Below are 23,668 nucleotides of genomic sequence, written 5' to 3' on the forward strand. Positions count from 1 at the left end.
AGTGGAAAATTAGGGGGGTTACGTAGCCGCGGTTAGGGATTGCTTTCCATTTTGGAGCGCCTGAGACTGGACGAACTTGAGGATTATTTGACATTCCGGGGAGCAATCATGATGTACCCTTCGTCCTTTTCCATGAGCGGCTTCGGTGATGGCCGCAGGACCAAGCAGGCCGGCGCGAAGCAGGATGATCGACGCAGAACAACTCTCCGCCCAGGCAGGTTTCGAGCCCTGAGATTCCATGGATTGCTGACAGCGCTGCTGCTCGCCGTTGCTGCCCTGGTGGTGCCGGTTCCGGCATCGGCGGCGACGGGTGATGTGGGGGTGGAGGGTCCATCGCATTCCGGGACGGGAACGCCGACTGGGACGAAGCGGTCCACGAGCGGCTTATGGTTCCACGACGGGATCTGGTGGGGGAACATGTGGGACACGGCAAGCTCGGATTTTGAGATTTTCCGGTTCAACCCTTCAACGAGCTCGTGGGCCAGTACGGGTGTGACGACGGAAACGCGTGCGAGCACCCATCACGACGTGCTCTGGGACGGAACCACCCTGCATGTGGCGAGCTACCGGTTCGTCAACGACGGCGTAGCGGCTGAACCGAACTACCCGACGACGCTGCGCCGCTACAGCTACAACTCGAGCACCAAGACGTATACCAGCCTGGGCTCATCTCAAATCAACAACTACCGCGTCGAAGCCCTGTCCATCGACAAAGACTCCACAGGCCGGGTGTGGGCCACGTGGCAGCAGGGGAACCGGATCTACCTGAATGTCACTGCAACGGATGGCAAGACGTGGGGGACACCGTTCCCGCATCCTGCATCGTTGAGCAACGTGTCCATTGACGACACGTCGGCTGTGATTGCATTCGGCGGAAACAAGATCGGCGTGATGTGGAGCCGCCAGGTCGGGGACTCTACCGATGGCATGTACTGGAGCTATCGCGCTGATGGAGCGGCGAACACAACTTGGTCCACTCCGGTCGCGGCGGTTTCGGGACAGCGCAGCGGTGATGACCATATGAACCTTAAGTGGCTGGATTCTTCGTCTGACAAGGTTTTCGCCGCCATCAAGACCTCGTTTACGTCTTCGTCCCAGCCGCTGATCCAATTGTTGGCTTTGAACGTTTCGACGGCGGCGTGGTCGGCGCACACGATCGCTACCGTGGCGGAGTGCCCCAACCGGGTGATTGTTTTGATTGATGAAGCCGCCCAGAGGCTGCGTACATTCGCCACGTATCCGAAGCCGAGCGGCACGACAAACGCCGGTGCCTGCACCAGTTCGGGGGGAGCGATTTACGAGAAGTCCACCCCGTTGGACACCATCAGCTTCACCACCACAAAGACGGCCCGGATTGTGGATGCGGACCAGTATGTCCACAACGTCACATCAACCAAGCAGAACCTCAACAGTTCTGCACGCGGCACGGCGAACAGCGGCCTACTGTTGCTCGCCGATGTGAACTCCACCAGCCGGTACTGGCACTTTTACGAGGGCAGCAGCGGCAGTGGCGGGACTACGGACACGACCCCTCCGACTGTGACAAGTACTTCTCCGGCTGCCGGAGCGACCGGTGTGGCAACAACGGCGAATGTGACGGGCACGTTCTCAGAGCCGATGAGCGGGTCATCGGTGACATCCTCCACGTTCACGCTGACGCCGGCGGCGTCAGCGGCTGTGTCGTTGGATAGCACCGGCAAGATTGCCACATTAAACCCTGGTGCGGACCTTGCAGCCGGTACGGTCTACACGGCCACGATCAAGGGCGGCGCCAGTGGAGTCAAGGATGCCGCCGGTAACGCGCTTGCGTCGGACAAGACGTGGACGTTCACCACGGCTCCCGCGGGCACTGCTGATACAACGGCGCCGACTGTGACGAGCACTTCTCCGGCTGACACTGCCACAGGCGTGGCAGTTACGTCGAACGTGACGGCGACCTTCTCGGAAGCGATGAACGGATCGACGGTTACGCCGTCATTCACGTTGAAGAATGGCACCAACGCGGTGTCGGCCAATGTGGTTCTGGACAGCACGGGCAAAGTCGCGACCCTGGATCCTACGGCCGATCTGGCAGCCGGCACGACCTACACCGCGACGATCTCCACCGGAGCGAAGGACCTTGCCGGCAACGCCCTAGCATCGGCCAAGACCTGGACCTTCACCACGGCTGCCGCGAGCGGCGGCACGTCCCAGACCGTCACACTCCAGGCCACGGCTGACACCTACGTTTCCAGTGGGACGCCCACGACAAACTACGCCGCGAGCACGATACTGGGCTCCGACACCAGCCCCGTAGAGGTCGCTTACTTTAAGTTCGACCTGACAGGGCTTGCTGGGAAGACACTGGAGAGTGCCACACTGCAGCTGCGCAGCGCCGGCAGTGGGTCCACGGGTACGCAGAACGTCAAGCTGGTCACTGACGACAATTGGACTGAAACGGGGATCACGTATAACGTCCGTCCGGCTCTCGGATCCGGCGTCGGCACACTCGGCCCAACAGCGACCAACACGAACTACAGCATTACGCTCACGGTCGGCGCTCTGGCCGGTGAGCTCGGCCAACAGCTCTCTCTAGGTATGGACGCCAACAGCAGCGACGGCCTGGATCTCAACTCCAAGGAAGCGTCCAGCGGCGCATACGCACCCAAGCTGGTGCTCACGTACAGGTAGGCCAGGTTTGCTGAGAAGCCTCCGGAACCACCAGGTTCCGGAGGCTTTTTCGTGCCCGCGAAATGTCCCCGCACCATAGTCAATTCCCCCTGAAACGATGAGGGGAGTAGTCCCTCCGCGGGGGACAACCGGGCAGCTCCGTACATACAAAATCCGCCATCGACACCTGCACCGGCCCGGCGTAGGCTGGCGATATCGGCGCTGGTGCCCCGATGCCTTGCGTCGATAAATCCATCGATGAAGGAGGATTCAATGAGTGCTGTACGTGAATTCATGACCACGGATGCACGATGTATTACCGAAGACCAGACCCTGGTGGACGCAGCCCGGATGATGATGGACCTTGACTGCGGCTCGCTGCCGATTTGCGGTGATGACGGCAAGTTGAAGGGCATGATCACCGACCGCGACATTGTGCTCAAGTGCGTCGCCGCCGGGCGCAACCCGGCCGACATGATGGCCCGTGAACTGGAAACCGGAACGCCCTACTGGGTAGATGCCGACGCCAACGTGGACGAAGCCATCGACATGATGGAACGGCACCAGGTTCGGCGTCTGCCGGTGATCTCCGACCACAGGATGGTCGGCATCATCAGCCAAGGCGACATCGCCCGCAACTACTCGGAACAGCGGGTTGGCGAACTGGTGGAGCACATTTCAGAGCGGCACCACGTGTAGCGCCAACGCGGCAGCAACCTGCCCCTTGTCCGCGGATCCAGCCCTTGAGGGTCCGGACCCGCGGACAAACTTTTGAAAAGGTCAGTTCAGCGCGATCAGGAGCATCTGGCTGGTCCCCGGGATGCAGGTCTGCAGGATGGCGCGGGGGAAGCCGCCGAAGACATTCAGCACGTCGTTGGTGGTGCCCGGGTTGGGGACCTGGCCCCTGGCCGTCACCGTGTAAGTGCCGTAGCCGGGGATGCTCACGGTTTCGCCTACTCCGATCCCGGAGAAACGTGCCCAGCCGCCGCAGTAATCATGCTCGGTGATGAAGAGTGAGTACGCATCGCCGGGGGTGTAGTGGATGGGGCCGATGCAGGCGTCCACCATTGCCTGGCCACCGGCGCCGGCCACATAGATGGTCCGGACTGGAGGTGCTGCGGGAACCAAGGCAGGAGCGGGTGCCGCAGCAGGAGCAGGTGCAGGAGCCGGAGCCGGCGCCGCGGCGGGGACGGCCTCGGGTGCGGCGGCCGCCGGGGCTGCCACCGGCGGGCCGGTCAGGACGAGAGTCTGGCCCGGGACGATGATGCTGTACGGGCTCAGCCCGTTCGCGGCGAGCATGGCATTCGTGTCCACTCCATGCCTGGCTGCGATGCTCCCAACCGTGTCGCCGGCCACCACCGTATAAAGATTTTGGTCTGCGGGGGCGGGCGCAGGTTCCGGTGCGGGCGGCGGTGCCGGTTCGACAGCCGCAGGTTCCGCGGGGGTCGCTTCTGCTGGTGCAGGTTCTGCAGGAGCGGGTGCTTCGGCCGCCGGGGCTGCCTCTGCCGGGACGGCAGCAGCAGGTTCCTGGCTCGCAGCATCCACTGCGGGGGCAGCGCCCTCCGCGGGTGCCACCGCGCCGGCAACCTGGCCGGACGCCGTCGTACTTTCGGTCAGGGAAGCGGGCGCCGCGAGGGCTCCAACGCCCACGGCTGCAACCACGGCGGCTGTGGCCATGCCCGCCCACAACCGGTTGCTGATGGCCGGACGGACTGCAACAAGGTCGGTTCGGGGTTCGTCGGTGGCGAAGCTTCTGCTCTCGGCTTCGGGGTTGGTGAGGTAAGGCTGGTTCATGGGTGGCCCATCCGGAGTCGGTCCCGGCCAGGCACGCAGGAACAGCGGCAGGCGGGACGGATCGAGGTGCAGCGCTCCGACGGCTCCGGTGTGTAACCGGGCCGCAAGCAGCGCGGGATGGAGGCGTCCGCATACCCAGAAAATACGGAGGCTCCGCGAGGAAGCGGACACCCCCTGGAAGCCAACCCGGGGGCCCCGCCAGCGCGTATTTGGTCCTAGGAATCCCGAGTCTAGGAAGTGCGTACAGGTCCTGGCACCAGTAGGAAATACCCGAATTTTCGGGGCCGGTACTTGCCGGCGGCGGCGCTGCTACGCAAAGCGGCGGGTGCCCGATACTTGCTCGGTGAGCGCCTAGAGCGTGCGCTGCTCCTTGAGTTCCGCAACCTCCCGGCGGAGCGCGGCAATCTCTGCCACCAGCTCCGCCACTTCAACCCGGACCGGCTCCTCCACTGCCTCGGCCACGGTCTCGGCGGTATCCTCCACGCGCTGGACCAGCCACGAGGCGATGGACGCGGTCACCACGCCAAGGACGGCAATGCCGCTCATCATGAGGGCGGCTGCCACCAGCCGGCCGATGGGGGTCACCGGATACATGTCCCCGTAACCCACCGTGGTGATGGTTGTGATTCCCCACCACAGCGCATCGCCAAAAGTGACAATCTTGGCATCCGGCGCGGACTGTTCCACATCGAGGACAGCGAGCGCGCCGACGAAAACCAGCAGGGCGGCAGAACCGGCAACGTACGTGACCACGCGGCCCCTCAGGGTCTCGCCGATGGTCCGGTGCAGGACGGACAACAGTGTCACAAGCCGCAGCAGGCGCAAGGGACGGAAGAGCGGCAGGGCCACTATAAGGAGCTCGTGCAGGTTCCGGACGAACCAGTTCCACCGGTCCCGGGCGAGCCACAGGTTTGCCGCATAGTCCACGACGAAGATCCCCCAGGTGGCCCACATGACGGCCTCCAGCCAGATGGCTCCGCCGCCTTCGACCCGCCCGATGACCTGCCAAGCATAGGCCGCCAGGAACACGAGCGCGGTTGCCATCAGCGGCCACTCCGCCAGGTCCCGGTAGCGTTGTTGGGTCATGGACGAAATCCTAGCTCGCCGTCGGCACCCGGTCCCGGCCCCTATGTTACCCACGGGTAGCATAGGGGGATGCACCTGCTCCTGAGAACCCTCCTCCTGCTGTTCACCTCCGTCCGCCGGCAGCCGATCACCGTGTGGGACAGCTCTTCGCTGCCGCTGCGGGTGCTCCCAACAGACATCGATATCGCCATGCACGTCAACAACGGCATGTACCTGTCCCTCATGGACTTGGGCCGGTTCGACCTGATGGTGCGCAGCGGCGTGTGGAAGCACATGCGCCGCCGCGGCTGGGGCCCCGTTGTGGCCGCCGAAACCATCAGCTTCCGGAAGTCGCTGCAGCTGTGGCAGCGGTACAGCATTGAAACGCGCATTATCGGGCTGGATGCCAAAGCCGTCTACTTCGAGCAGCGTATGGTGGCCGACGGCGAAATTTACGCGCGTGCGTACATCGCCACCCGCCTGGTCACCAAGGCCGGGCCGGTGGGTCTGGAGGAGATCCTGCGCGAATTCGGCGCACCACCTGCGGACCTGGTCCTGCCGGACTGGCTCCACGATTGGCGTGCAGCCAGTGCCCTGCCCGGCAGCCGTACACCCGCCCCGCATCTTTGGGCCAGGGGCTGATCCCCCAGACTAGGTGCCCCGGTGCTGCATGAATATGATCGCGTTCCGGGTTATTCCCGATGACGCGGGGAGCGAACAGGGGCCCTTGGCCGGGACTTTGGTGGCGATCGCGCGTAGCGTGGACACATGGCTACCCTTGACATCACAGGTGAACAGTTCGCGTCAACCATTGAGGGCAACGATATTGTCCTGGTCGATTTCTGGGCTGAATGGTGCGGGCCCTGCAAGCAGTTCGGCCCCACGTACTCGGCTGTTTCCGAGAACCACCCGGATGTCCTCTTCACGAAGGTGGACACGGAGGCCGAGCAGCAGCTGGCCGCCGAGGCCGGCATCACGTCCATCCCCACCCTGATGGCCTTCCGCGAAAAGGTGCTGGTGTTCTCGCAGCCCGGCGCCCTGAACGCCCAGCAGCTCGAACAGGTGGTGGACGCGGTGAAGGCGCTGGACATGGAGGAAGTCCACGCCCACGTGGCACGCCAGCGGGAAGAGGCCGCGGCTGCGGCCAGCAAGCCGGCGGGCCCCCAGGACGGTTCCCAGATCCCCGACCTCTAAGTCTTCTTTAAACAGCGAAGCGGGACCCCTCAGAAGGGTCCCGCTTCGCTGTTTAAGGCTGCGCTAGATGCGCTCCACCTTGACGGGTTCGGCGAGCAGTGCGCTCAGCGATTCGTTCAGGTCCTGCACGGCGATGCCCTTGGAGTGCTTCTCCAGGTCCTCTTCCGAGGCCCATTGTTCGGTCAGGACCAGCTTCTCCTCGGTGGCTTCCGTCAGTTCGTAGCGGATGCAGCCCGGCTCGTTCACCACCTCGTCAATGGCGATTTCCAGCGCGAGCTTCACGCGGAAAAATTCGCCTTCGTTGGGGATGAACGTTGCCTGCAGGTCGATCGGTGCACTCATGGATTTCACAATACCGGCCCGCGCACCAGCTCCCGTTCTGTTGCGCGGGCGGGGATGCTTCATTTGCACCGGACCTGTTGGTAGCGTGCCAGCATGCGTGCTTATACAGCCGGGGACACTGACGTTCCGCTGCTCGAGGAGACCCTCGGCGCCAACTTTGAGCGGGCGGTGGCGAGGTTTCCCTACCACGACGCGCTGATAGAGGCAGGCCCGGTTCCGGGCGCGGATGCCCGGCGGTGGAGCTACACCAAGATGAACGACGACGTCGACCGGCTGGCCCGCGGGCTCCTCGCCCTGGGCATCAGCAAGAGGGAGCGGGTGGGGATCTGGAGCCCTAACTGCGCCGAGTGGACCCTGCTGCAGTATGCCACCGCCAAGGTGGGCGCCATCCTGGTCAACGTCAATCCGGCGTACCGCAGCCACGAACTGGAATTCGTGGTGAAGCAGAACGGCATGCGGATGCTGGTTACGGCCCCGTCGGACCGGAACAGCGACTATGTGGGCATGGCGCGCCGGGCGCTCGCCGAAAGTCCGGACCTGCGTGAACTGGTCTTCCTTCCGGCCCCCGGCGGTGAGGGGCCCGACGGCGGCGTGGCCCCACTGGGTGCGGCGGAACTGACGTATGCCGAACTGCTGAAGGGCGCGGACGCCGTCGCGCATTCCACCCTGATTGCCCGAATGGCGGAACTGGGCCCGCACGACCCCATCAACCTGCAGTACACGTCCGGCACCACCGGGTTCCCCAAGGGCGCCACCTTGACCCACCACAACATCCTGAACAACGGCTATGCCATCGGGGAACTGCTCGGGTACACCGAGCACGACCGGGTAGTCATCCCGGTGCCGTTCTACCACTGCTTCGGCATGGTCATCGGGAACCTGAACGCCCTCAGCCACGGCGCCGCCACCATCATCCCGGGCAGGGGATTCTCGCCGGCGGCAGCCCTGGAGGCCGTGCAGGACTTCGGCGGGACGTCCCTCTACGGGGTCCCCACCATGTTCATCGCCGAGCTTGCCCTGCCGGACTTCGCCACCTATGACCTGTCCACGCTGCGCACCGGTGTGATGGCCGGTTCCCCGTGCCCGGTCGAGGTCATGAAACGGGTCATCTCGGACATGCACATGAAGGATGTGGCCATCTGCTACGGCATGACCGAAACCTCGCCGGTGTCCACCATGACCCGGCAGGGGGACACGCTGCAGCACCGGACGGAGACGGTGGGCCGCACCATGCCGCGGCTGGAAAGCCAGGTTATCGATCCTGCCACGGGCAACGTGCTGGAGCGGGGCGAAATCGGGGAACTGTGCACGCGCGGCTACGCCGTGATGGCGGGGTACTGGAACCAGCCGGAGAAGACAGCGGAGGCCATCGACGCGGACGGCTGGATGCACACCGGGGACCTTGCCTACATTGACGACGACGGGTACGTGGTGATCGAGGGGCGGATCAAAGACATGGTGATCCGCGGGGGCGAGAACATCTACCCCCGCGAAATCGAGGAGTTCCTCTACACCCATCCTGCGATCCAGGACGTGCAGGTGATCGGAGTGCCGGACGAGAAGTACGGCGAGGAACTGATGGCCTGCATCATCCTCAAACCCGGCGCAGAACCGCTGGACGCGGATGCCCTTGCCGGATTCTGCCGCGGGAACCTGGCCCACTACAAGATCCCGCGCTACGTGGAGGTGCGGGACAGCTTCCCCATGACGGTTTCCGGCAAGATCCGGAAGGTCCAGATGCGCGAGGAGGCCGTGGCCCGGCTGGGGCTGTGACCTGCGCTGCCGGGCCCTAGCGGATGTCGCGGCTGATGGTCCTGATCCCCACCGCCAGGCCGACGGCGGCCGTCACCGCCGCTGCCACGAGTCCCCACAGCGTGTGCTCCCCGATTGTTCCCGCGAACAGCTCCCTCTCGGAGTTCACCAGATAGGTCAGCGGGTTGAACAGGCTGGCGGTCTTCATCCAGGCAGGACCGGCTTCGATGGGCAGCATGATCCCGGACAGGATCATCAGCGGAAAGAGCAGGGTCTGCTGCACGCCCCAGAAGATCCACTCCTTGTTCTGCGACACCAGCGCCAGGGCGTAGGAGAGTGCGCCCAGGCCGATGCCGAAGATTCCCAGGATCACCAGGCCCAGCAGCACATGCAGCGGGTGGAAGACGAACCCGAACGGGATGCAGACCAGGGCGATGAGGAGTCCCTGGAGCACCAGCGGCGCCCATTCCTTGAGTGCCCGGCCGATCATCAGTGAAGAGCGGGACAGGGGAGTGGCGAGGATCCGCTCGTAGGAACCGGTCATTAGCTCGTACTGCAAATTGGAACCGGTCATCGAGGTGCCGAACAGGGCGATCATTACCACCACGCCGGGCAGGAACCACTGCAGGGTGGATTGGCCGCCGAAGGCCGGGGCTCCCACCGAGGCACTGAGCAACGGGCCGAACAAACCGAGGAACACCAGCGGCTGGATCAGGGAGAAGATCAGGGAAAACGGGTCGCGCAGCGGCAGCAGCATCTCGCGCCAGAAGACGTACCTTGTGTCCCGCAGGACCCGTCCCAGGCCTGGCGTCCTCGTGGCGTCCCCGGTGCCGGCGATGTGGCGGAGCGATTGGGTGCTCACTGGTTGGCTCCTTCCCGGAGGTTGCGGCCGGTCAGTTCGAGGAAAACGTCGTCCAGGGTGGGCGGCTTCAGCTCGATTGACTGGGCGGGAGCGCCGGCGTCGTTCATGCCCTTCAGGAGGGACGGGGCGATCCGTGCACCTTCCGGCAGGCGCAGCCGGAACGTCACCACGCCGTCGAGCCTGTTTTCCTGCACTTCGCCGCCTGCCGCCGCCCGGCCCAGGAGTCCCCGCACGGCCGGGGCGGACTCGGCCGCCACTTCGACGGCCAGCAGGTCGCCGGCGAGGTTGGCTTTCAGGCGCGCGGCCGTGTCATCGGCGATGATCCGGCCGTGGTCGATGACGATCACCCGCTCGGACATCGAGTCCGCTTCGTCCATGTAGTGCGTAGTGAGGACGATCGTGGTGCCGTGTTCCTGGCGCAACCGCATGATGTGGTCCCAGAGGTTGGCCCGGTTTTGCGGATCCATCCCGGTGGACGGTTCGTCGAGGAACAGCAGCCTGGGGGAGTGCATCAGGCCGAGTGCCACGTCCATCCGGCGCCGCTGGCCTCCGGAGAGCTTGATGACCGTGCGTTTGGCCAGGTCTGCTAGGTCCAGGGAGTGCAGCAGTTCCTGCGCGCGGGCCGCGGCGTCGGATGTGTTCATGCCGTAGAAGCGGCCCTGCATCACCAGTTCGTCGATCACGCGGAAGCTGTGCCCGCCGCCGTTGCCCTGGCCGATGTAGCCGATCCGTGCCCGTACGCCGGCGGGGTCGGCGGCCACGTCCACTCCGGCTACGGTGGCGGAGCCGGAGGTGGGGCGGAGCAGGGTGGTGAGCATCCGCAGTGTGGTGGATTTGCCCGCGCCATTCGGTCCCAGGAACGCCACCAGTTCGCCGGGGGCAACATCGATGTCCACGCCCTTGACGGCTTCTACAGTTTCCTTCTTGACCTGGAAGGTCTTGGTGAGTTTTTCCGTATGGATCATCGCCGGCTCCAAAGGATGCATGCGGGGCACTCGGGTAGGGGTCCCTTGCGCCACGCTATACCCGCCGGACCTGCCAGTCCACGCCCTCTACCCCGGCGGCAGTCCCAGTCTCCAGGTCAGTGCCGGCGGTGGTCCTGGATGGTCATCCGCGGACCGAAGGTGGGCTTGCGGAAACCGCTGGCTTGGATCATGCGGACCACGCGCTGCCGGTGCCCCGTCCACGGTTCCAGCAGCCGGAGCATCCCGGCGTCGTCGGTGCGCCGGCCGGTCAGCGCCGCACCCACGTACGCCGCCAGGTGGTAGTCGCCCACCGAGATGGAATCGGGGCATCCGTGGGTCCGCTGCACCACCTCGGCGGCAGTCCAGATACCGATGCCCGGGATGGTCTGCAGCTTAGTCCCGGCCTCGGCGGCCGGCAGGGCTGCCAGCCGTTCAAGCGCGACGGCGGACCGCAGCGCGCGCATGACAGTCGCCGAACGCTGTGGCCCCACACCCGCCCTGTGCCACTCCCAGCTGGGAACCTGCAGCCACTGGGATGCGGTGGGTCCCACCACCAGCCCGGCAGGTGTGGAGGAGCCGGCCGCCGGTGCCGGCGTTCCATAGCGGTGCACCAGGTACCGGTACGCCCGCCGCGCCTCGATCACCGTCACCTTCTGCTCCAGAATGAGGGGCACCAACTGGTCCACCATCCGGCCGCTGGCGGGAAGGCGCAGCCCCAGGCTCCGGCGCCGCGCTTCACGGACCATGCGGGGCAGGGTTGCGCTAAAGTCCGCCTCGTCAAAGCCCCGCCAGTCGTCGTCGGCGCCCAGGAGCCGGGGCGCAGTCTTCACGGCCGCGGCGGCACCGGGACCCCAAGCCTGGATATCCACGAAGGGGTCCACCCCTATCCCCGCGCCGGGCCCGCCCTCCGTGCCCTCGACGGAGGTCAACCGGAGCGTCACCGGGCCCTCCGCCGTCGTGAACGCGTTCCAGATGGCACCGCCCTGGACACTGAAGGACGGATCGCTGTTGCCGCGCAGGAGCGGTCCCAGCGTCCTGCCCAAGTTGTACGGGCCGCCCGGATACCACCGGAGTGAGGCGTCCGCGGCGGCTGCCAGCCGGGGAGGTGCCTCAGTAATGGTCATGTCCCCAATCGTCCCACGCCCCTGCGACATCCGCCTGCCTTCAGCCCTCCCCGCGGTGGCATCCCGGGGGCAGGAAAATGACCCTTAACCTGCACTGATACCAGGACTAGACTCCAGCGTGTGGTGCGGAAAACACCGCGCCGGAAGCTCGAAAGACCAGGAGGAAACAGTGGGTGGAGTAGTGCATTTCGAAATCCCCGCGGACGACCAGGAACGGGCCCGGAAGTTCTACCAGGAGGCCCTTGGCTGGCGGATCGACCCCGTCCCGGGCATGGACTACAACATGGTGGTCACCACGCCGATGGACGAATCAACGGGCGTGCCCACGGAACCCGGCGCCATCAATGGCGGCATGTTCGCCAGGGATCCTGACCTCAAGACCCCGGTGATCACGGTGGACGTGGCGGACATCAACGCCACCCTGCAGACAGTGGAGTCGCTGGGCGGTGCCGTGGTCAAGGGCAAGGAAACCATTCCCGGGATGGGCTCCTTCGCCTACTTCAAGGACACCGAGGGCAACGTGATGGGCCTCTGGGAGAACCTGCCCGCAGACGAGGCAGGCCAGGCCGCGGACACCGGGGCCACCGCGGACGGCGCCCCCGCCTAGCCGTCCGGCAGCCAGGGCAAAGCGTAGCCATGAGTATCCCCGTGCAGGTGCTGGCCGTCCTTACCGGGCTGGTCCTGATCACCGTCGGACTGCTGGAAGCCTTCCGCTACAAGGACCAGCGGCTCCACCCAATCTTCCTGATCAACCCGGAGGACACCGCTGCCGTCCGGCTCTGGACGGTCAACGTCGGGTTCTACAACATCGTCTGGGGCCTGTTCGGCATTGCCGGCGTGGTGCTCGCCAACGTTGGCGAGGTCACCGCGGGCCGCACCACGGTTACTTTGATGTGCATCGCGCACTTCATCCTGGGCATCGTGCTGATCATCAGCGAACCCCGGCTGTGGGTCAGCGGCATCGGACAGTCGCTCTTCCCGGCGGTAATCCTCCTGCTGATGTTTGCCGCCTGAAACCGGCGGGGCAGGAAGCGGTAGCTTTGTACCTATGAAGTACGCCCAGTCCATCCTGGACCTCATCGGCAATACCCCGCTCATCAAACTCAACCACGTGACTGAGGGCATCAAAGCCACGGTCCTGGTGAAACTGGAGTACCTGAACCCGGGCGGATCCATCAAGGACCGGATCGCCGCCCAGATGGTGGAGGACGCCGAGCGGGACGGCAAGATCCAGCCCGGCGGGACCATCGTTGAGCCCACTTCGGGAAACACCGGGGTCGGCCTGGCGCTGGTGGCCCAGCAGAAGGGCTACAAGTGCGTGTTCGTGGTGCCGGACAAGGTGGGCGAGGACAAACGCGCCGTGCTCCAGGCCTACGGCGCCGAGGTGGTGGTGACGCCCACCGCCGTGCCCCCGGACAGCCCGCAGAGCTACTACGGCGTCTCGGATCGGATCGTCCGTGAAACTCCCGGGGCGTACAAGCCGGACCAGTTCTCGAATCCCGCAGCCCCCGAGAGCCACTACCGGACCACCGGCCCGGAAATCTGGCGGGACACCGACGGCTGGGTCACGCACTGCGTCATCGGCGCCGGCACCGGCGGCACCATCACCGGCACCGGCCGCTACCTGAAGGAGGTCTCGGCCAACCGGCCGGAGTCCGACGGCGGCGTGGTCCGGATTATCGGCGCCGATCCGGAAGGTTCGGTCTACTCGGGCGGCACCGGACGCCCTTACTTCGTCGAAGGGGTGGGCGAGGACATGTGGCCGGCGAACTACGACAAGTCCGTCCCGGACCAGGTGATCGCCGTCAGCGACGCCGATTCCTTCGCCATGACCCGCCGCCTGGCCCGCGAGGAAGGCCTCCTGGTGGGCGGCTCCTCGGGCATGGCCGTGGTGGCCGCGCTGCAGGCGGCGCGGGACCTGCCGGAAAGTGCGGTCGTCGTCGTGATCCTGCCCGACTCGGGCCGCGGCTACCTTGCCAAGATCTTCAACGACCAGTGGATGCGCTCCTACGGCTTCCTGTCCGGCGGCGAGGAGACCTCCGTGGGCGAGGTGATCAAGTCCAAGAACGGCGAGCTGCCGGACCTGGTGCACATCCACCCGAACGAGTCCGTCCGCGACGTCATCAACATCATGAACGAGTTCGGCGTCAGCCACATCCCGGTCCTGTCACAGGAGCCGCCCGTGGTCATGGGCGAGGTCCTGGGCGCCGTGGACGAGCGCAGCCTGACCGCCAAGCTCTTCCGCGGCGAAGCCAGGCTGACGGACAAAATCTCCGAACACATGGGTCCCAAGCTGCCCGTGATCGGCTCGCTGGAAACCATCAGCGCCGCCCGCGAGCTGCTGTCGGACGTGGACACCGTCATGGTCACGTTCGTCGGCGCCCCGATCGGCATCCTGACCCGCCACGACCTTCTGGCCTACCTCAGCAACTAAAGGAGCACCATGTCAGCCTCTGCAAACCAAGGTTTCAACACCCGCGCCGTGCACGCCGGGCAGGATTTCGAGCCCCGCACCGGTGCCGTGGTGCCGCCCGTGCACTTCGCCACCACCTATGCCCAGGACGGCATCGGGGGACTCCGGGACGGCTACGAGTACGGCCGCGGCGGCAATCCCACCCGCGACTCCCTGCAGGAGCAGCTGGCCGCGCTGGAGCTCGGCACCCACGCCTACAGCTTCGGCTCCGGCCTCGCCGCGGAGGACGCGCTGATCCGGGCGCTGACCCGCCCGGGGGACCACATCGTGCTCGGCAACGACGCCTACGGCGGGACCTACCGTCTCATCAGCCGCGTGCTGGGTGAGTGGGGAATCGGCAACACACCCGTGGACATGGCCAACCTGGACACCGTCCGGCAGGCTGTGGCCGCGAACAAGACCCGTTTGCTGTGGGTGGAGACGCCCTCCAACCCGCTGATGAAGATCACCGACATCGCCGCGCTCGCCGGGATAGCGCACGACGCCGGCGCCCTCCTCGTCGTCGACAACACCTTCGCGTCCCCCTATCTTCAGACCCCGCTCGCCCTGGGCGCCGACATCGTGATCCATTCCACCACCAAGTACATCGGCGGGCACTCGGACGTGGTGGGCGGCGCCGTCGTCGTCAAGGACGCGGAGCTGGCCGAAAAGATCGGCTTCATCCAGTTCGCCGTTGGAGCGGTGTCCGGGCCCATGGACGCCTTCCTTACCACGCGAGGCCTGAAGACCCTGGGCGTGCGGATGGACCGGCACAGCGTCAATGGCCAGGCCGTTGCCGAGTGGCTGCTGGAACGCCCCGAGGTGGAGGCCGTCCTGTACCCGGGCCTGCCCACGCACCCGGGCCATGAGCTGGCAAAGCGGCAGATGCGCAGCTTCGGCGGCATGGTGTCCGTCCAGTTCAAGGGCGGTGAGGCCGCTGCCCGGAAGGTGGCCGAGTCCACCAGGGTGTTCATGCTGGCCGAGTCGCTCGGCGGAATCGAATCCCTGATGAACTACCCCTCCGAAATGACCCACGCCTCGGTCAAGGGCACCGAACTGGCCGTTCCGGTGAACCTGCTCCGGCTCTCCTGCGGCATCGAGGACGTGGAGGACCTGATCGCGGACCTGGAGCAGGCGTTCACCTCCATTCCCTAGCTGCGCTAGCTGGCTTTCTTCAAGGAAGCCAGCTAGGCTCCTTGCATGGCACTTCGATCCGACTGGTCCGGGCACAACTGCAGCATTGCCCGCGGCGTGGATATCCTAGGCGACCCCTGGACCATCCTCATCCTCCGCGAACTCTTCTTCGGCAACGGCCGCTTTGACGCCATCCGTGCCCGCCTGAACGTGGCGGACTCCGTGCTCACCAAGCGCCTGGCCGGCCTGGTGCAGGCAGGACTGCTGGAGAAAAGAGCCTACGACGACGGCGGCCGGACCCGCCAGGAGTATGTCCTCACCTCCATGGGGGAGGACGTCCTGCCGGTCCTGAACGCGGTGACCCTATGGTCGGAGAAGCACCTTGCGGCTCCGTCCGAGCAGGCCCACCTGCACGTCATCCACTCCGGCTGCGGCCAGCGCACCACATCCGCCGATACCTGCACCGCCTGCGGGGAGCGGCTGACTGCCGCCAACACCAGCTGGCACAGCGAGACCAGGTCCGAGCACCCCATCAAACTTTCCACCGCTGTGTCCGGTGCGGGAGCCGCCGCGTGAGCACCCTTCCCGATGAGGCCGCTGTTCCTGATGAACGGGAAGCGGTAGCCGTTCCGCCACCGGCGTCCCGGCGCTGGCTGCACCCGGCCTGGATCGTCGCCGCCGTCGCGTTCCTGGCCTTGGTGGGGGCGGCAGGATTCCGGGCTGCCCCCGGCGTGCTGATGGTTCCGCTGCGGCAGGAATTCGGCTGGTCCACCACGGTGCTGTCGGCGGCCGTCAGCATCAACCTGGTCCTGTTTGGCCTGACCGCACCCTTTGCTGCGGCCCTGATGGAACGCTTCGGGATCCGAAGGATCACAGCACTGGCCCTGGTGCTGATTGGCATGGGCAGTGCCCTGACCGTCCTGGTCAACCAGTCCTGGCAGATCCTGCTGACCTGGGGCCTGCTTATCGGGCTTGGCACCGGGTCCATGGCCCTGGTGTTCGCCGCCACCATCGCCAACACCTGGTTCGTCAAGAGCCGGGGCCTGGTCATCGGCATCCTGACCGCCGGCAGCGCGGCGGGCCAGCTGGTCTTCCTGCCTTTCATTGCCATGCTCGCGCAGGATCCCGGCTGGAGGCAGGCCTCGCTCCTGATTGCGGCCGGGGCCCTGGCAGTGGTCCCGCTCGTGCTGAAGTTCCTCAAAAACTCCCCGGCCGACGTCGGGGTCCTGCCATACGGCGCGGAACCCGGCACCACTGCCCAAGCTGCAGCCACCGGCCCCCGGGCCAATGCCGCCATCCGGGCACTCCAGGTGCTCCGCCGGGCGAGCCGGGTCAGGACGTTCTGGGCACTCGTGGCCGGCTTCGCCATCTGCGGTGCCACCACCAACGGGCTCATCGGCACCCACTTCATCCCCTCCGCCCATGACCACGGCATGCCGGAAACCACCGCCGCGGGCCTGCTCGCCGTCGTCGGCATCTTCGACATCGTGGGGACCATCGCCTCCGGATGGCTCACGGACCGCTTCAACCCGCGCATCCTGCTGGCTGTCTACTACCAGTTCCGGGGCATCGGCCTGCTGGTGCTGCCCCTGCTCCTGAGCGCCGAGGTGCAGCCGAGCATGATCGTGTTCGTGGTGATCTACGGCCTGGACTGGGTGGCCACTGTTCCGCCCACGGCCGCCATCTGCCGGGAAACCTTCGGCGCCGACGGCAACGTGGTGTTCGGCTGGGTTTTTGCGGCGCACCAGCTGGGCGCGGCCGCTGCAGCCCTCGCTGCCGGCGCCGTGCGCGACGCCACGGGCCACTACACGTACGCCTGGCTGGGGGCTGCCGCCATGTGCACTGTTGCCGCGGTCATCAGCGCGACCATCCGCCGGCACAGCGGGGCACGGGAAGCCGCGCCATCCGCGGTCTCCTAGCAGGGCCGCCCATTAGGCTGGTTGTATGGAGACCCCACAACAAGGTGCCGCGCGCAGCACTGCCCTGGTCACGGGTGCCGGCCGGCTGGCCTCGATTGGCGCCGGCATCGCCCGGCAGCTCGCCGCCGACGGCTGGGACCTGGTCCTGTCCTACTGGCAGGACTACGACGAGCGGATGCCGTGGGGGAGTGAGCCCGAGGACGTCGTCCGCCTGACCGCGGAGCTTGAGGCCATCGGCGCTCGCGTCCACGTCCTGTCCGCCGACCTGCAGGATCCGGGCGTGCCGGACCGGCTCGTGGCCGAGGCCGCGCAGCTGGTGGGCCCTTTGCAGGGGCTCGTGCTCAGCCACGCGGAGTCCGTTGACTCCGGAATCCTGGACACCAGCCTGGAATCCTTCGAGCGGCATTTCGCCGTCAACACCCGGGCCAGCTGGCAGCTGATTGCCGCGTTCGCCCGGCAGGCAACGGACGACGGCGGCGCGATCGTTGCGCTGACCAGTGACCACACAGCCTTCAACCTGCCCTACGGCGCCTCGAAGGGGGCGCTGGACCGGATCGTCATTGCCGCCGCCCGCGAGCTGGGCCCCCGGAACATCTCGGCGAATGTCCTCAACCCCGGGCCGGTGGATACGGGCTGGATGGATGACGCCATCCGGGACGAGGTTCTCCAGCGCCAGCCCACCGGCCGGCTCGGGACACCCGCGGACGTCGCGGGGACGGCGGCATTCCTGCTCTCGCCCGCAGGCCGCTGGGTGTCCGGCCAGCTCATCAAGGCCGACGGCGGCTTCTCGGCCTGACTGCCCGTTATCCACCCTCCGGGCTTGGGGGCCGGGCATCTGTTTGGACAGCCGCGGCTGTGCGAATCTGTGTTGGGGAGCCGTTTCAAGTGGCAGGAGGGCTGCAATGAGGATCGCCTCCGGACAGTTCAGCGCCGGCAGGGAACCAGGTGAGAACCTGCTGCAGGTCCAGCGGCTGATGGAAGCCGCAGCACTGGGCAATGCGGAGCTGCTGGTGCTGCCCGAATCCAGCCTGTATGCGAGCACCGAGCCGCCCAGTGTCCTGGCGAAGGTGGCCGAGCCTTTAACAGGCCCGTTCATCCGCTCCATCGCCGCACGCGCAAAAGAGCTCAGCCTTCCCGTGGTGGTGGGTACCGCTGAAGCCAGCCCGGGCAATCTGCCCTTCAATACGCTCGTGGCCATCGGTTCCGACGGCACGGTCCAGGGCTCTTACCGGAAAATCCACCTCTACGACGCCTTCGGCTACCGCGAAAGCGACGGGACCAGCCAGGGATCCATTGGCGCGCCCTTCCTGCTCTCCTTCGGCCAGCTGCGCCTGGGTATGCTGACCTGCTACGACCTCAGGTTCCCGGAGAGCGCACGGTACCTGGTGGACGCAGGAGCGAACGTCCTGCTGCTGCCAGCGATGTGGATCGTGGGCCCTGGAAAGGAGGACCACTGGAGCACCCTGGTCCGCGCCCGCGCCATTGAGAACACCTCCTATGTGGTCACCGCCAACCAGTGCGGCCCCCTGGCCACAGCCTTCTCCATCGTCGTCGACCCCTTCGGCGTGGTGATCGCCAACGCCGGGGAGGGGCCCGGCGTCATCTTTGCGGAGCTTCAACCGGAACGGATCGCGGCTGTGCGCACCCGGGTTCCGTCGCTGAGGAACCGCCGGTTCAGGGTGCTGCCAAATGAAACCGAATGAGCCAATCAAGTGTGACCTTCTCGACACCTCGAATTGACAGGGACGAAACATTCCGGGCCTTCCGCAGCCATAAAATTGTAGGCAGCCCAATCTGCTGGAAGGACCACTGTGCACGCGACCGACGCCGCGATGAAACCCATCATCGGACTCACCACCTACCTGGAGCAGGCGGATACCGAGGGTTGCGGCACGGTTAATGCCGCCTTCCTGCCCGCGACTTACCTGAAGCCCATCATCGCCGCGGGCGGCGTTCCCGTCCTTTTGCCGCCCCAACCGATCATGGCTGGCATGGTGGAGCAGCTCGTGAACAGGCTCGACGGCTTGGTCATCCCCGGCGGCTGGGACGTGGATCCGCACCTGTACGGCCAGGAAGCACACCCGAAAACAGACGAGCCCCGGACCGAACGTGATGCCTGGGAGCAGGCGCTGATCCAGGAATCCCTCCGCCAGGATCTTCCGCTCCTGGGTATATGCCGCGGGGAGCAGTTGCTGAACGTGACCCTTGGCGGCACCCTCCACCAGCACCTGCCGGACGTGGTCGGCAACGGGCAATACCAGCCAGGAGGCTACAACTTCAACCGCATTCCGGTGGAGGTCAAGCCCGGCTCCCGCCTTGAGCAGCTGATTGGCGCCAACTCCGGACCGGTTCCCGTAGCCCATCACCAGGCCGTAGACAAGCTGGGCGAGGGGCTGATCGCCTCTGCCTGGAGCGACGACCAGGTGGTGGAAGCCATCGAGTACCCGGCCAACACCTTCACCATGGGCATCCAGTGGCATCCTGAGGAACTCCCCGAGGACTTCGGCCTGTTCCGCGGCCTTGTGGAAGCAGCCCGCGGGAAGTTCCTGTCCCGCCTCCTGCCGGCTGCAACGTCGTCCGTTACTGCGGAGATCAATGCCAGCCTTGCCGGGCCGCCTCGCGGCTAGCGTGCCGTCCCGCCAGCAGAGGGCAAAGATTCCCGCAAGGACCTCGGACCCGTTCCTGATAGCCCCGCAAGGCCCCTCTTTCCGGGGCGTTTTCCCGGGCCGCGCCTTGCGGCCCGGAAATAAGCATGCTTAGTATGAAGGCATCTGAGGTTAAGAAATTGCTTCACGGTTAGATCCGAGGAGCAATAATGGCTGGCCTCCATGACAAGTCCAACACCGTCCAAGAACGTATCCCTCCTGGGGGAGACGCCTTTTCCATGGGGCCGGCGCCAGTGCGCCGGCTCCCGGTGTTGGTGTCGCCGCGTGCAAACTCCCCCCTACTGCAAAGGCGTAGACACCGGCTATTCCAGCTATCGTTCCCAGGCCTGGAACAGTAAATTGCAGGAACGAGGGACAGCACCATGTGCGGTATAGCCGGCGAAATCGCCTTCAACGGGAGAACGGCCTCCCCGGAGCCGGTATTGGCAATGATGGGGGCAATGGCGTCGAGGGGGCCGGACGGGCGGGGGAGCTGGGAGTCGGGCTGGGTGGCCCTCGGGCACCAGCGCCTGAGCATCATTGACCTTTCCGAGGCAGGGGCGCAGCCCATGCTGGACGACGGCGGCCTGGCCATCACGTTCAACGGCTGCATCTACAACTACAAGGAATTGCGCAGGGAACTTGAGTTAGAGTTCACCTTCCGGACCACCAGCGACACCGAGGTAATCCTGAAGGCCTACCGGAAATGGGGCCAGGAGTTTGTCCACCACCTGGTGGGAATGTTCGCCATTGCCTTGTATGACGCGCCTCGCGGGGAGGTCCTGCTGGTGCGGGACCGGCTGGGCATCAAGCCGGTGTACGTTTCCCATGTGCCCGGCAGGTTGCGCTTTGCATCGAGCCTGCCCGCGCTGGTGGCTTCCGGCGGGATTGACACCACCATCGATGAGACCGCCTTGCACCATTACCTGAGCTGGCACTCGATCGTGCCGGCACCGCGGACCATCCTGCGCGGCGTCCAAAAACTACCAGCCGCCACCATCCGTACCGTCCGTGCCGACGGCAGCTGGCACGACCGCGAGTACTGGAAGCCTTCCTACACACGGAATCCGGACCGTGCGGGGTGGTCCGCGGTGGATTGGCAGGACGCGGTCCGCGAGTCGCTGAAGACGGCTGTGCGACGGCGGATGGTTGCCGACGTGCCGGTGGGCGTCCTGCTCTCCGGGGGCCTGGATTCGAGCCTCCTGGTGGCCCTGCTTGCGGAGGAAGGCCAACACGGGCTCTCTACCTTCAGCATCGGGTTCGACGGGGCCGGCGGTGATACGGGCAATGAGTTCGCCTACTCAGACCTCATCGCCCGCGAGTTCGGAACCCGGCACGAACGCCTCCACATCAGCACCTCCGAATTCGCGCCGTCCATTGACGGTGCCGTGGGTGCGATGTCGGAGCCGATGGCCAGCCACGACGTCACGGCCTTCCACCTGCTCTCCAGAAGCGTGGCGCAGCACCTGAAAGTGGTGCAGTGCGGGCAGGGGGCTGATGAAGTCTTCGGCGGATACGCCTACCACCAGCCTTTGTCCACGGTGGGGCGTGCCGAAGCGCAGGCAGCCTTCACTGCCGGTTTTGTGGACCACAGCCATGAAGGGCTGCTGAACATCCTCGAGCCGGAGTGGTACTCCGGTTCTGATGTCAGCAGTGAGGTCCTGTCCGCCAACCTGGCCGCACCCGGCGCGCAGACAGCCCTGGACGCCGTGCTCAGGCTGGATACCCATCTGCTGATGGTGGACGACCCCGTCAAGCGCCTGGACAACATGAGCATGGCATGGGGCATCGAAGCGCGCGTCCCGTTCCTGGACCACGAATTGGTGGAGCTGGCCGCGTCCTGCCCGCCCGAACTTAAGGTGTCCCAGGGCGGAAAGGGCATCCTCAAGGACCTGGGCCGGCAGATGCTGCCCGCGGCCGTGGTGGACCGGCCTAAAGGATACTTCCCGGTCCCCGCCCTCCGGCACCTCGAGGAGCCTTTCACCACCATGGTGCGCGATGCCCTGCATGCGCCTGAGGCAAAGCAGCGCGGACTCTTCCAACCGGCCTACATCAACAACTTGCTCGCGGACCCCAACACGCAGCGGACCGCCGTGAACAGCAATGTCCTGTGGCAGCTGGCCCTATTGGAGATGTGGCTCCAGCACCACCGGGTGGGCTGACCGTTGACACTGGCAGGCACGCACACCACTTGGGGGATTTCGAGAACGCATCCTCACCGGGGCCCTGTTGGTTGCGGGCCTCAATTCGCCCGGGTGACCTCCCCCTTTTGCGCCGGGACGGTGAAGTAGCCGCGGGTCGAGGGCAGGAAGCGGCACACCACAGCCAGGACCACGCCCAGCGCGAGCAGCACCACGCCGCTGATGAACGCGCCGCCGACGCCGAAGATCTCGGTGTCGCCATAGGCGGGGTCCCACATCTGCACCGCGGAGATGAAGAACGCGGCGGTCAGGAGCAGCGCGCCAGCCAGGGGCAGGATGCCGCGGAACCACAGGTTGCGGGCCGACGTCCGCAGGGTACCCCGGAAGTACCAGAAGCAGGCGAAGCCGGTGAGGGCGTAGTAGAAGGCGATGAACAGACTGATAGCGCTGATGGAGTCCGAGAGCAGGTTCTCGCTGAGGAAGCTCATGGCCACGTAATAGCCGATCGCCGCCGCACCCATCACCTGGGTGGAGAACCCCGGGGTCTGGTTCCGCGGGTGCACCTCGCCGAACTTTGCCGGCAGGGCTCCGTGGACGCCCATGGACAGTGTGCCGCGGGCGGTGGGCAGGATGGTGGTCTGCGTGGAGGACAGCACCGACGCCAGGACCGCGACGACGATCAGCCAGCCCCAAGGCCCCAGCACCACGTCCTTCATGGCCACGAACACGTCGTCCTGGTTTGCCTCGTTCCCCAGGCCGATGCCCTCGCTGCCCACGGTGGCGTACATCATCACCAGCAGGGCGACAGACACATAGATCGCCACCAGGAGGAACGCGGAGATCACAGCGCCGCGGCCCGGCGTGGTTCTCGGGTTTTCGGTTTCCTCGTTCACCGCCAGGCAGGTGTCCCAGCCCCAGTAGATGAACAGGGCCAGGAGCGCGCCGTGGACCACGGCCCCGGGATCGGTGAAGGCGCCCACCGGGTTGAACCACTCAAAATCGAACGCCTGGCCCTCGGGCGGGCCCCCAACAATCCGGACAATGATCGCCAGCGCAAAGATGCCGAGCGCGATGTACTGCACATAGGTCAGTACCCGCTGGACGTGTTCGCCCAGCCGGATGCCGCGGTAGTTGACCAGGGTCATCACGGCGATGAACAGCACCCCGGTGGCGGTGACCAGCACCTTGTTTTCCGCCAATGAGCCGTCGCCGGCCAGCAACCACAGGTACTGGCCGGCCACCTGGGCCAGGTTGGCCAGGACCACGATGCCGGCGAGTGCCACGCCCCAGCCTCCCAGCCAGCCCGCCCAGGGGCCGAAGGCGCGGCGGGACCAGGTGAACGTGGTGCCGCAGTCCGGGATGGCACTGTTCAGCTCGCGGAAGGCGTAGGCGATGAACAGGACCGGGATGAAACCCAACAGCAGGATCAGGGGAGTGTAGTTCCCGTTCACCGCCACAATCAGTCCGAGTGTTGCCGCCAGCGAGTACACCGGCGCCGTCGAGGCCAGGCCGAGCATCACGGAGTCGCCAAGGTCGAGGATCCCGGCGCGGAGGCCCTTTGCCGGGACCGGGGCGCCGGGCGCGCCTGCCGGGCCTCCCGCCGTCGTCATGTCTGTGCTCATGCTGTCAC

22 protein-coding genes are annotated in these 23,668 nt (G+C 65.9%); 15 read left to right on the forward strand and 7 right to left on the reverse strand.

The genetic code is table 11. The features are described 5' to 3' along the window. Window positions 1-39: 39 nt before the first annotated feature. Entirely contained in the window at window positions 40-2,670 is a 2,631-nt protein-coding gene (locus AC5RUO_RS04210) for an Ig-like domain-containing protein (protein WP_494102895.1), read from the forward strand. A 252-nt stretch (window positions 2,671-2,922) separates the two neighbouring features. Further along, window positions 2,923-3,348 carry a CBS domain-containing protein gene (locus AC5RUO_RS04215; RefSeq protein WP_494102896.1) on the forward strand — a complete coding sequence of 142 codons (426 nt, stop codon included), beginning with the start codon at window positions 2,923-2,925 and terminating at the stop codon, window positions 3,346-3,348. Between the two features lie 81 nt (window positions 3,349-3,429). On the opposite strand, the gene AC5RUO_RS04220 is transcribed toward AC5RUO_RS04215, so the two are convergent. Further along, window positions 3,430-4,443 (reverse strand): LysM peptidoglycan-binding domain-containing protein, encoded by a 1,014-nt coding sequence (locus AC5RUO_RS04220; protein ID WP_494102897.1) that lies wholly within the window; start codon window positions 4,441-4,443, stop codon window positions 3,430-3,432. A gap of 351 nt (window positions 4,444-4,794) precedes the next feature. Further along, entirely contained in the window at window positions 4,795-5,529 is a 735-nt protein-coding gene (locus AC5RUO_RS04225) for an ion channel (RefSeq protein WP_494102898.1), read from the reverse strand. Between the two features lie 69 nt (window positions 5,530-5,598). On the opposite strand from AC5RUO_RS04225, the gene AC5RUO_RS04230 reads away from it, so the two are divergent. Together AC5RUO_RS04230 and AC5RUO_RS04235 are read left to right on the forward strand one after the other, a co-directional pair. Beyond that, the gene (locus AC5RUO_RS04230) at window positions 5,599-6,150 is read left to right on the forward strand and encodes an acyl-CoA thioesterase (protein ID WP_494010332.1); all 552 of its coding nucleotides are present in this window, start codon (window positions 5,599-5,601) and stop codon (window positions 6,148-6,150) included. A 126-nt stretch (window positions 6,151-6,276) separates the two neighbouring features. After that, window positions 6,277-6,702, forward strand: a complete 426-nt coding sequence (locus tag AC5RUO_RS04235; protein ID WP_494102899.1) for a thioredoxin family protein — start codon at window positions 6,277-6,279, stop codon at window positions 6,700-6,702. A gap of 63 nt (window positions 6,703-6,765) precedes the next feature. Here AC5RUO_RS04235 and AC5RUO_RS04240 read toward each other — a convergent pair whose 3' ends face one another. After that, on the reverse strand, window positions 6,766-7,044 hold the full coding sequence (locus AC5RUO_RS04240; RefSeq protein ID WP_009357160.1) for a putative quinol monooxygenase: 279 nt from the start codon (window positions 7,042-7,044) through the stop codon (window positions 6,766-6,768). A gap of 93 nt (window positions 7,045-7,137) precedes the next feature. Here AC5RUO_RS04240 and AC5RUO_RS04245 point away from each other — a divergent pair, with 93 nt between their 5' ends. Continuing rightward, the gene (locus AC5RUO_RS04245) at window positions 7,138-8,817 is read left to right on the forward strand and encodes an AMP-binding protein (protein ID WP_494102900.1); all 1,680 of its coding nucleotides are present in this window, start codon (window positions 7,138-7,140) and stop codon (window positions 8,815-8,817) included. Between the two features lie 16 nt (window positions 8,818-8,833). On the opposite strand, the gene AC5RUO_RS04250 is transcribed toward AC5RUO_RS04245, so the two are convergent. The 3 genes from AC5RUO_RS04250 to AC5RUO_RS04260 all read right to left on the reverse strand — a co-directional run bounded on the left by AC5RUO_RS04250 (window position 8,834) and on the right by AC5RUO_RS04260 (window position 11,747). Further along, window positions 8,834-9,634, reverse strand: coding sequence for an ABC transporter permease (locus tag AC5RUO_RS04250; protein WP_494103377.1), 801 nt, complete (start codon window positions 9,632-9,634; stop codon window positions 8,834-8,836). Between the two features lie 20 nt (window positions 9,635-9,654). Then, window positions 9,655-10,623: an ATP-binding cassette domain-containing protein gene (locus tag AC5RUO_RS04255; RefSeq protein ID WP_494102901.1), complete on the reverse strand. Its 969-nt coding sequence runs from the start codon at window positions 10,621-10,623 to the stop codon at window positions 9,655-9,657. 116 nt (window positions 10,624-10,739) lie between these two features. Continuing rightward, window positions 10,740-11,747: a DNA-3-methyladenine glycosylase family protein gene (locus tag AC5RUO_RS04260; RefSeq protein ID WP_494102902.1), complete on the reverse strand. Its 1,008-nt coding sequence runs from the start codon at window positions 11,745-11,747 to the stop codon at window positions 10,740-10,742. A gap of 169 nt (window positions 11,748-11,916) precedes the next feature. Between AC5RUO_RS04260 and AC5RUO_RS04265 the strand changes: the two genes are divergently transcribed. The 10 genes from AC5RUO_RS04265 (at window position 11,917) to AC5RUO_RS04310 (ending at window position 22,059) form a co-directional block, all read left to right on the forward strand. Then, window positions 11,917-12,354, forward strand: coding sequence for a VOC family protein (locus AC5RUO_RS04265; RefSeq protein ID WP_494010337.1), 438 nt, complete (start codon window positions 11,917-11,919; stop codon window positions 12,352-12,354). A gap of 29 nt (window positions 12,355-12,383) precedes the next feature. Next, window positions 12,384-12,761, forward strand: coding sequence for a DUF1304 family protein (locus tag AC5RUO_RS04270; protein WP_494010338.1), 378 nt, complete (start codon window positions 12,384-12,386; stop codon window positions 12,759-12,761). A gap of 34 nt (window positions 12,762-12,795) precedes the next feature. Continuing rightward, window positions 12,796-14,181: a cystathionine beta-synthase gene (locus tag AC5RUO_RS04275; protein WP_494102903.1), complete on the forward strand. Its 1,386-nt coding sequence runs from the start codon at window positions 12,796-12,798 to the stop codon at window positions 14,179-14,181. Window positions 14,182-14,190: 9 nt separating this feature from the next. After that, window positions 14,191-15,354, forward strand: a complete 1,164-nt coding sequence (locus tag AC5RUO_RS04280; RefSeq protein WP_494010340.1) for a cystathionine gamma-synthase — start codon at window positions 14,191-14,193, stop codon at window positions 15,352-15,354. 45 nt (window positions 15,355-15,399) lie between these two features. Beyond that, window positions 15,400-15,909, forward strand: a complete 510-nt coding sequence (locus tag AC5RUO_RS04285) for a winged helix-turn-helix transcriptional regulator (protein ID WP_494010341.1) — start codon at window positions 15,400-15,402, stop codon at window positions 15,907-15,909. After that, window positions 15,906-17,252: an MFS transporter gene (locus AC5RUO_RS04290; protein ID WP_494102904.1), complete on the forward strand. Its 1,347-nt coding sequence runs from the start codon at window positions 15,906-15,908 to the stop codon at window positions 17,250-17,252. The genes AC5RUO_RS04285 and AC5RUO_RS04290 overlap by 4 nt, the downstream gene beginning before the upstream one ends. A 25-nt stretch (window positions 17,253-17,277) precedes the next feature. Beyond that, window positions 17,278-18,048, forward strand: coding sequence for an SDR family oxidoreductase (locus AC5RUO_RS04295; RefSeq protein WP_494010343.1), 771 nt, complete (start codon window positions 17,278-17,280; stop codon window positions 18,046-18,048). Between the two features lie 106 nt (window positions 18,049-18,154). Continuing rightward, the gene (locus AC5RUO_RS04300) at window positions 18,155-18,955 is read left to right on the forward strand and encodes a carbon-nitrogen hydrolase family protein (RefSeq protein WP_494010344.1); all 801 of its coding nucleotides are present in this window, start codon (window positions 18,155-18,157) and stop codon (window positions 18,953-18,955) included. A 108-nt stretch (window positions 18,956-19,063) separates the two neighbouring features. Further along, window positions 19,064-19,879, forward strand: a complete 816-nt coding sequence (locus tag AC5RUO_RS04305; protein ID WP_494102905.1) for a gamma-glutamyl-gamma-aminobutyrate hydrolase family protein — start codon at window positions 19,064-19,066, stop codon at window positions 19,877-19,879. A gap of 401 nt (window positions 19,880-20,280) precedes the next feature. Next, complete coding sequence (locus AC5RUO_RS04310) at window positions 20,281-22,059, forward strand: N-acetylglutaminylglutamine amidotransferase (RefSeq protein WP_494010346.1); 1,779 nt, start codon at window positions 20,281-20,283, stop codon at window positions 22,057-22,059. 80 nt (window positions 22,060-22,139) lie between these two features. Here the strand turns inward: AC5RUO_RS04310 and AC5RUO_RS04315 are convergent, their stop codons facing one another. Next, window positions 22,140-23,660 carry an APC family permease gene (locus tag AC5RUO_RS04315; protein WP_494102906.1) on the reverse strand — a complete coding sequence of 507 codons (1,521 nt, stop codon included), beginning with the start codon at window positions 23,658-23,660 and terminating at the stop codon, window positions 22,140-22,142. Between the last annotated feature and the right edge of the window lie 8 nt (window positions 23,661-23,668).

The sequence above is a fragment of the Arthrobacter sp. Y3221087 genome (genome assembly GCF_059089905.1).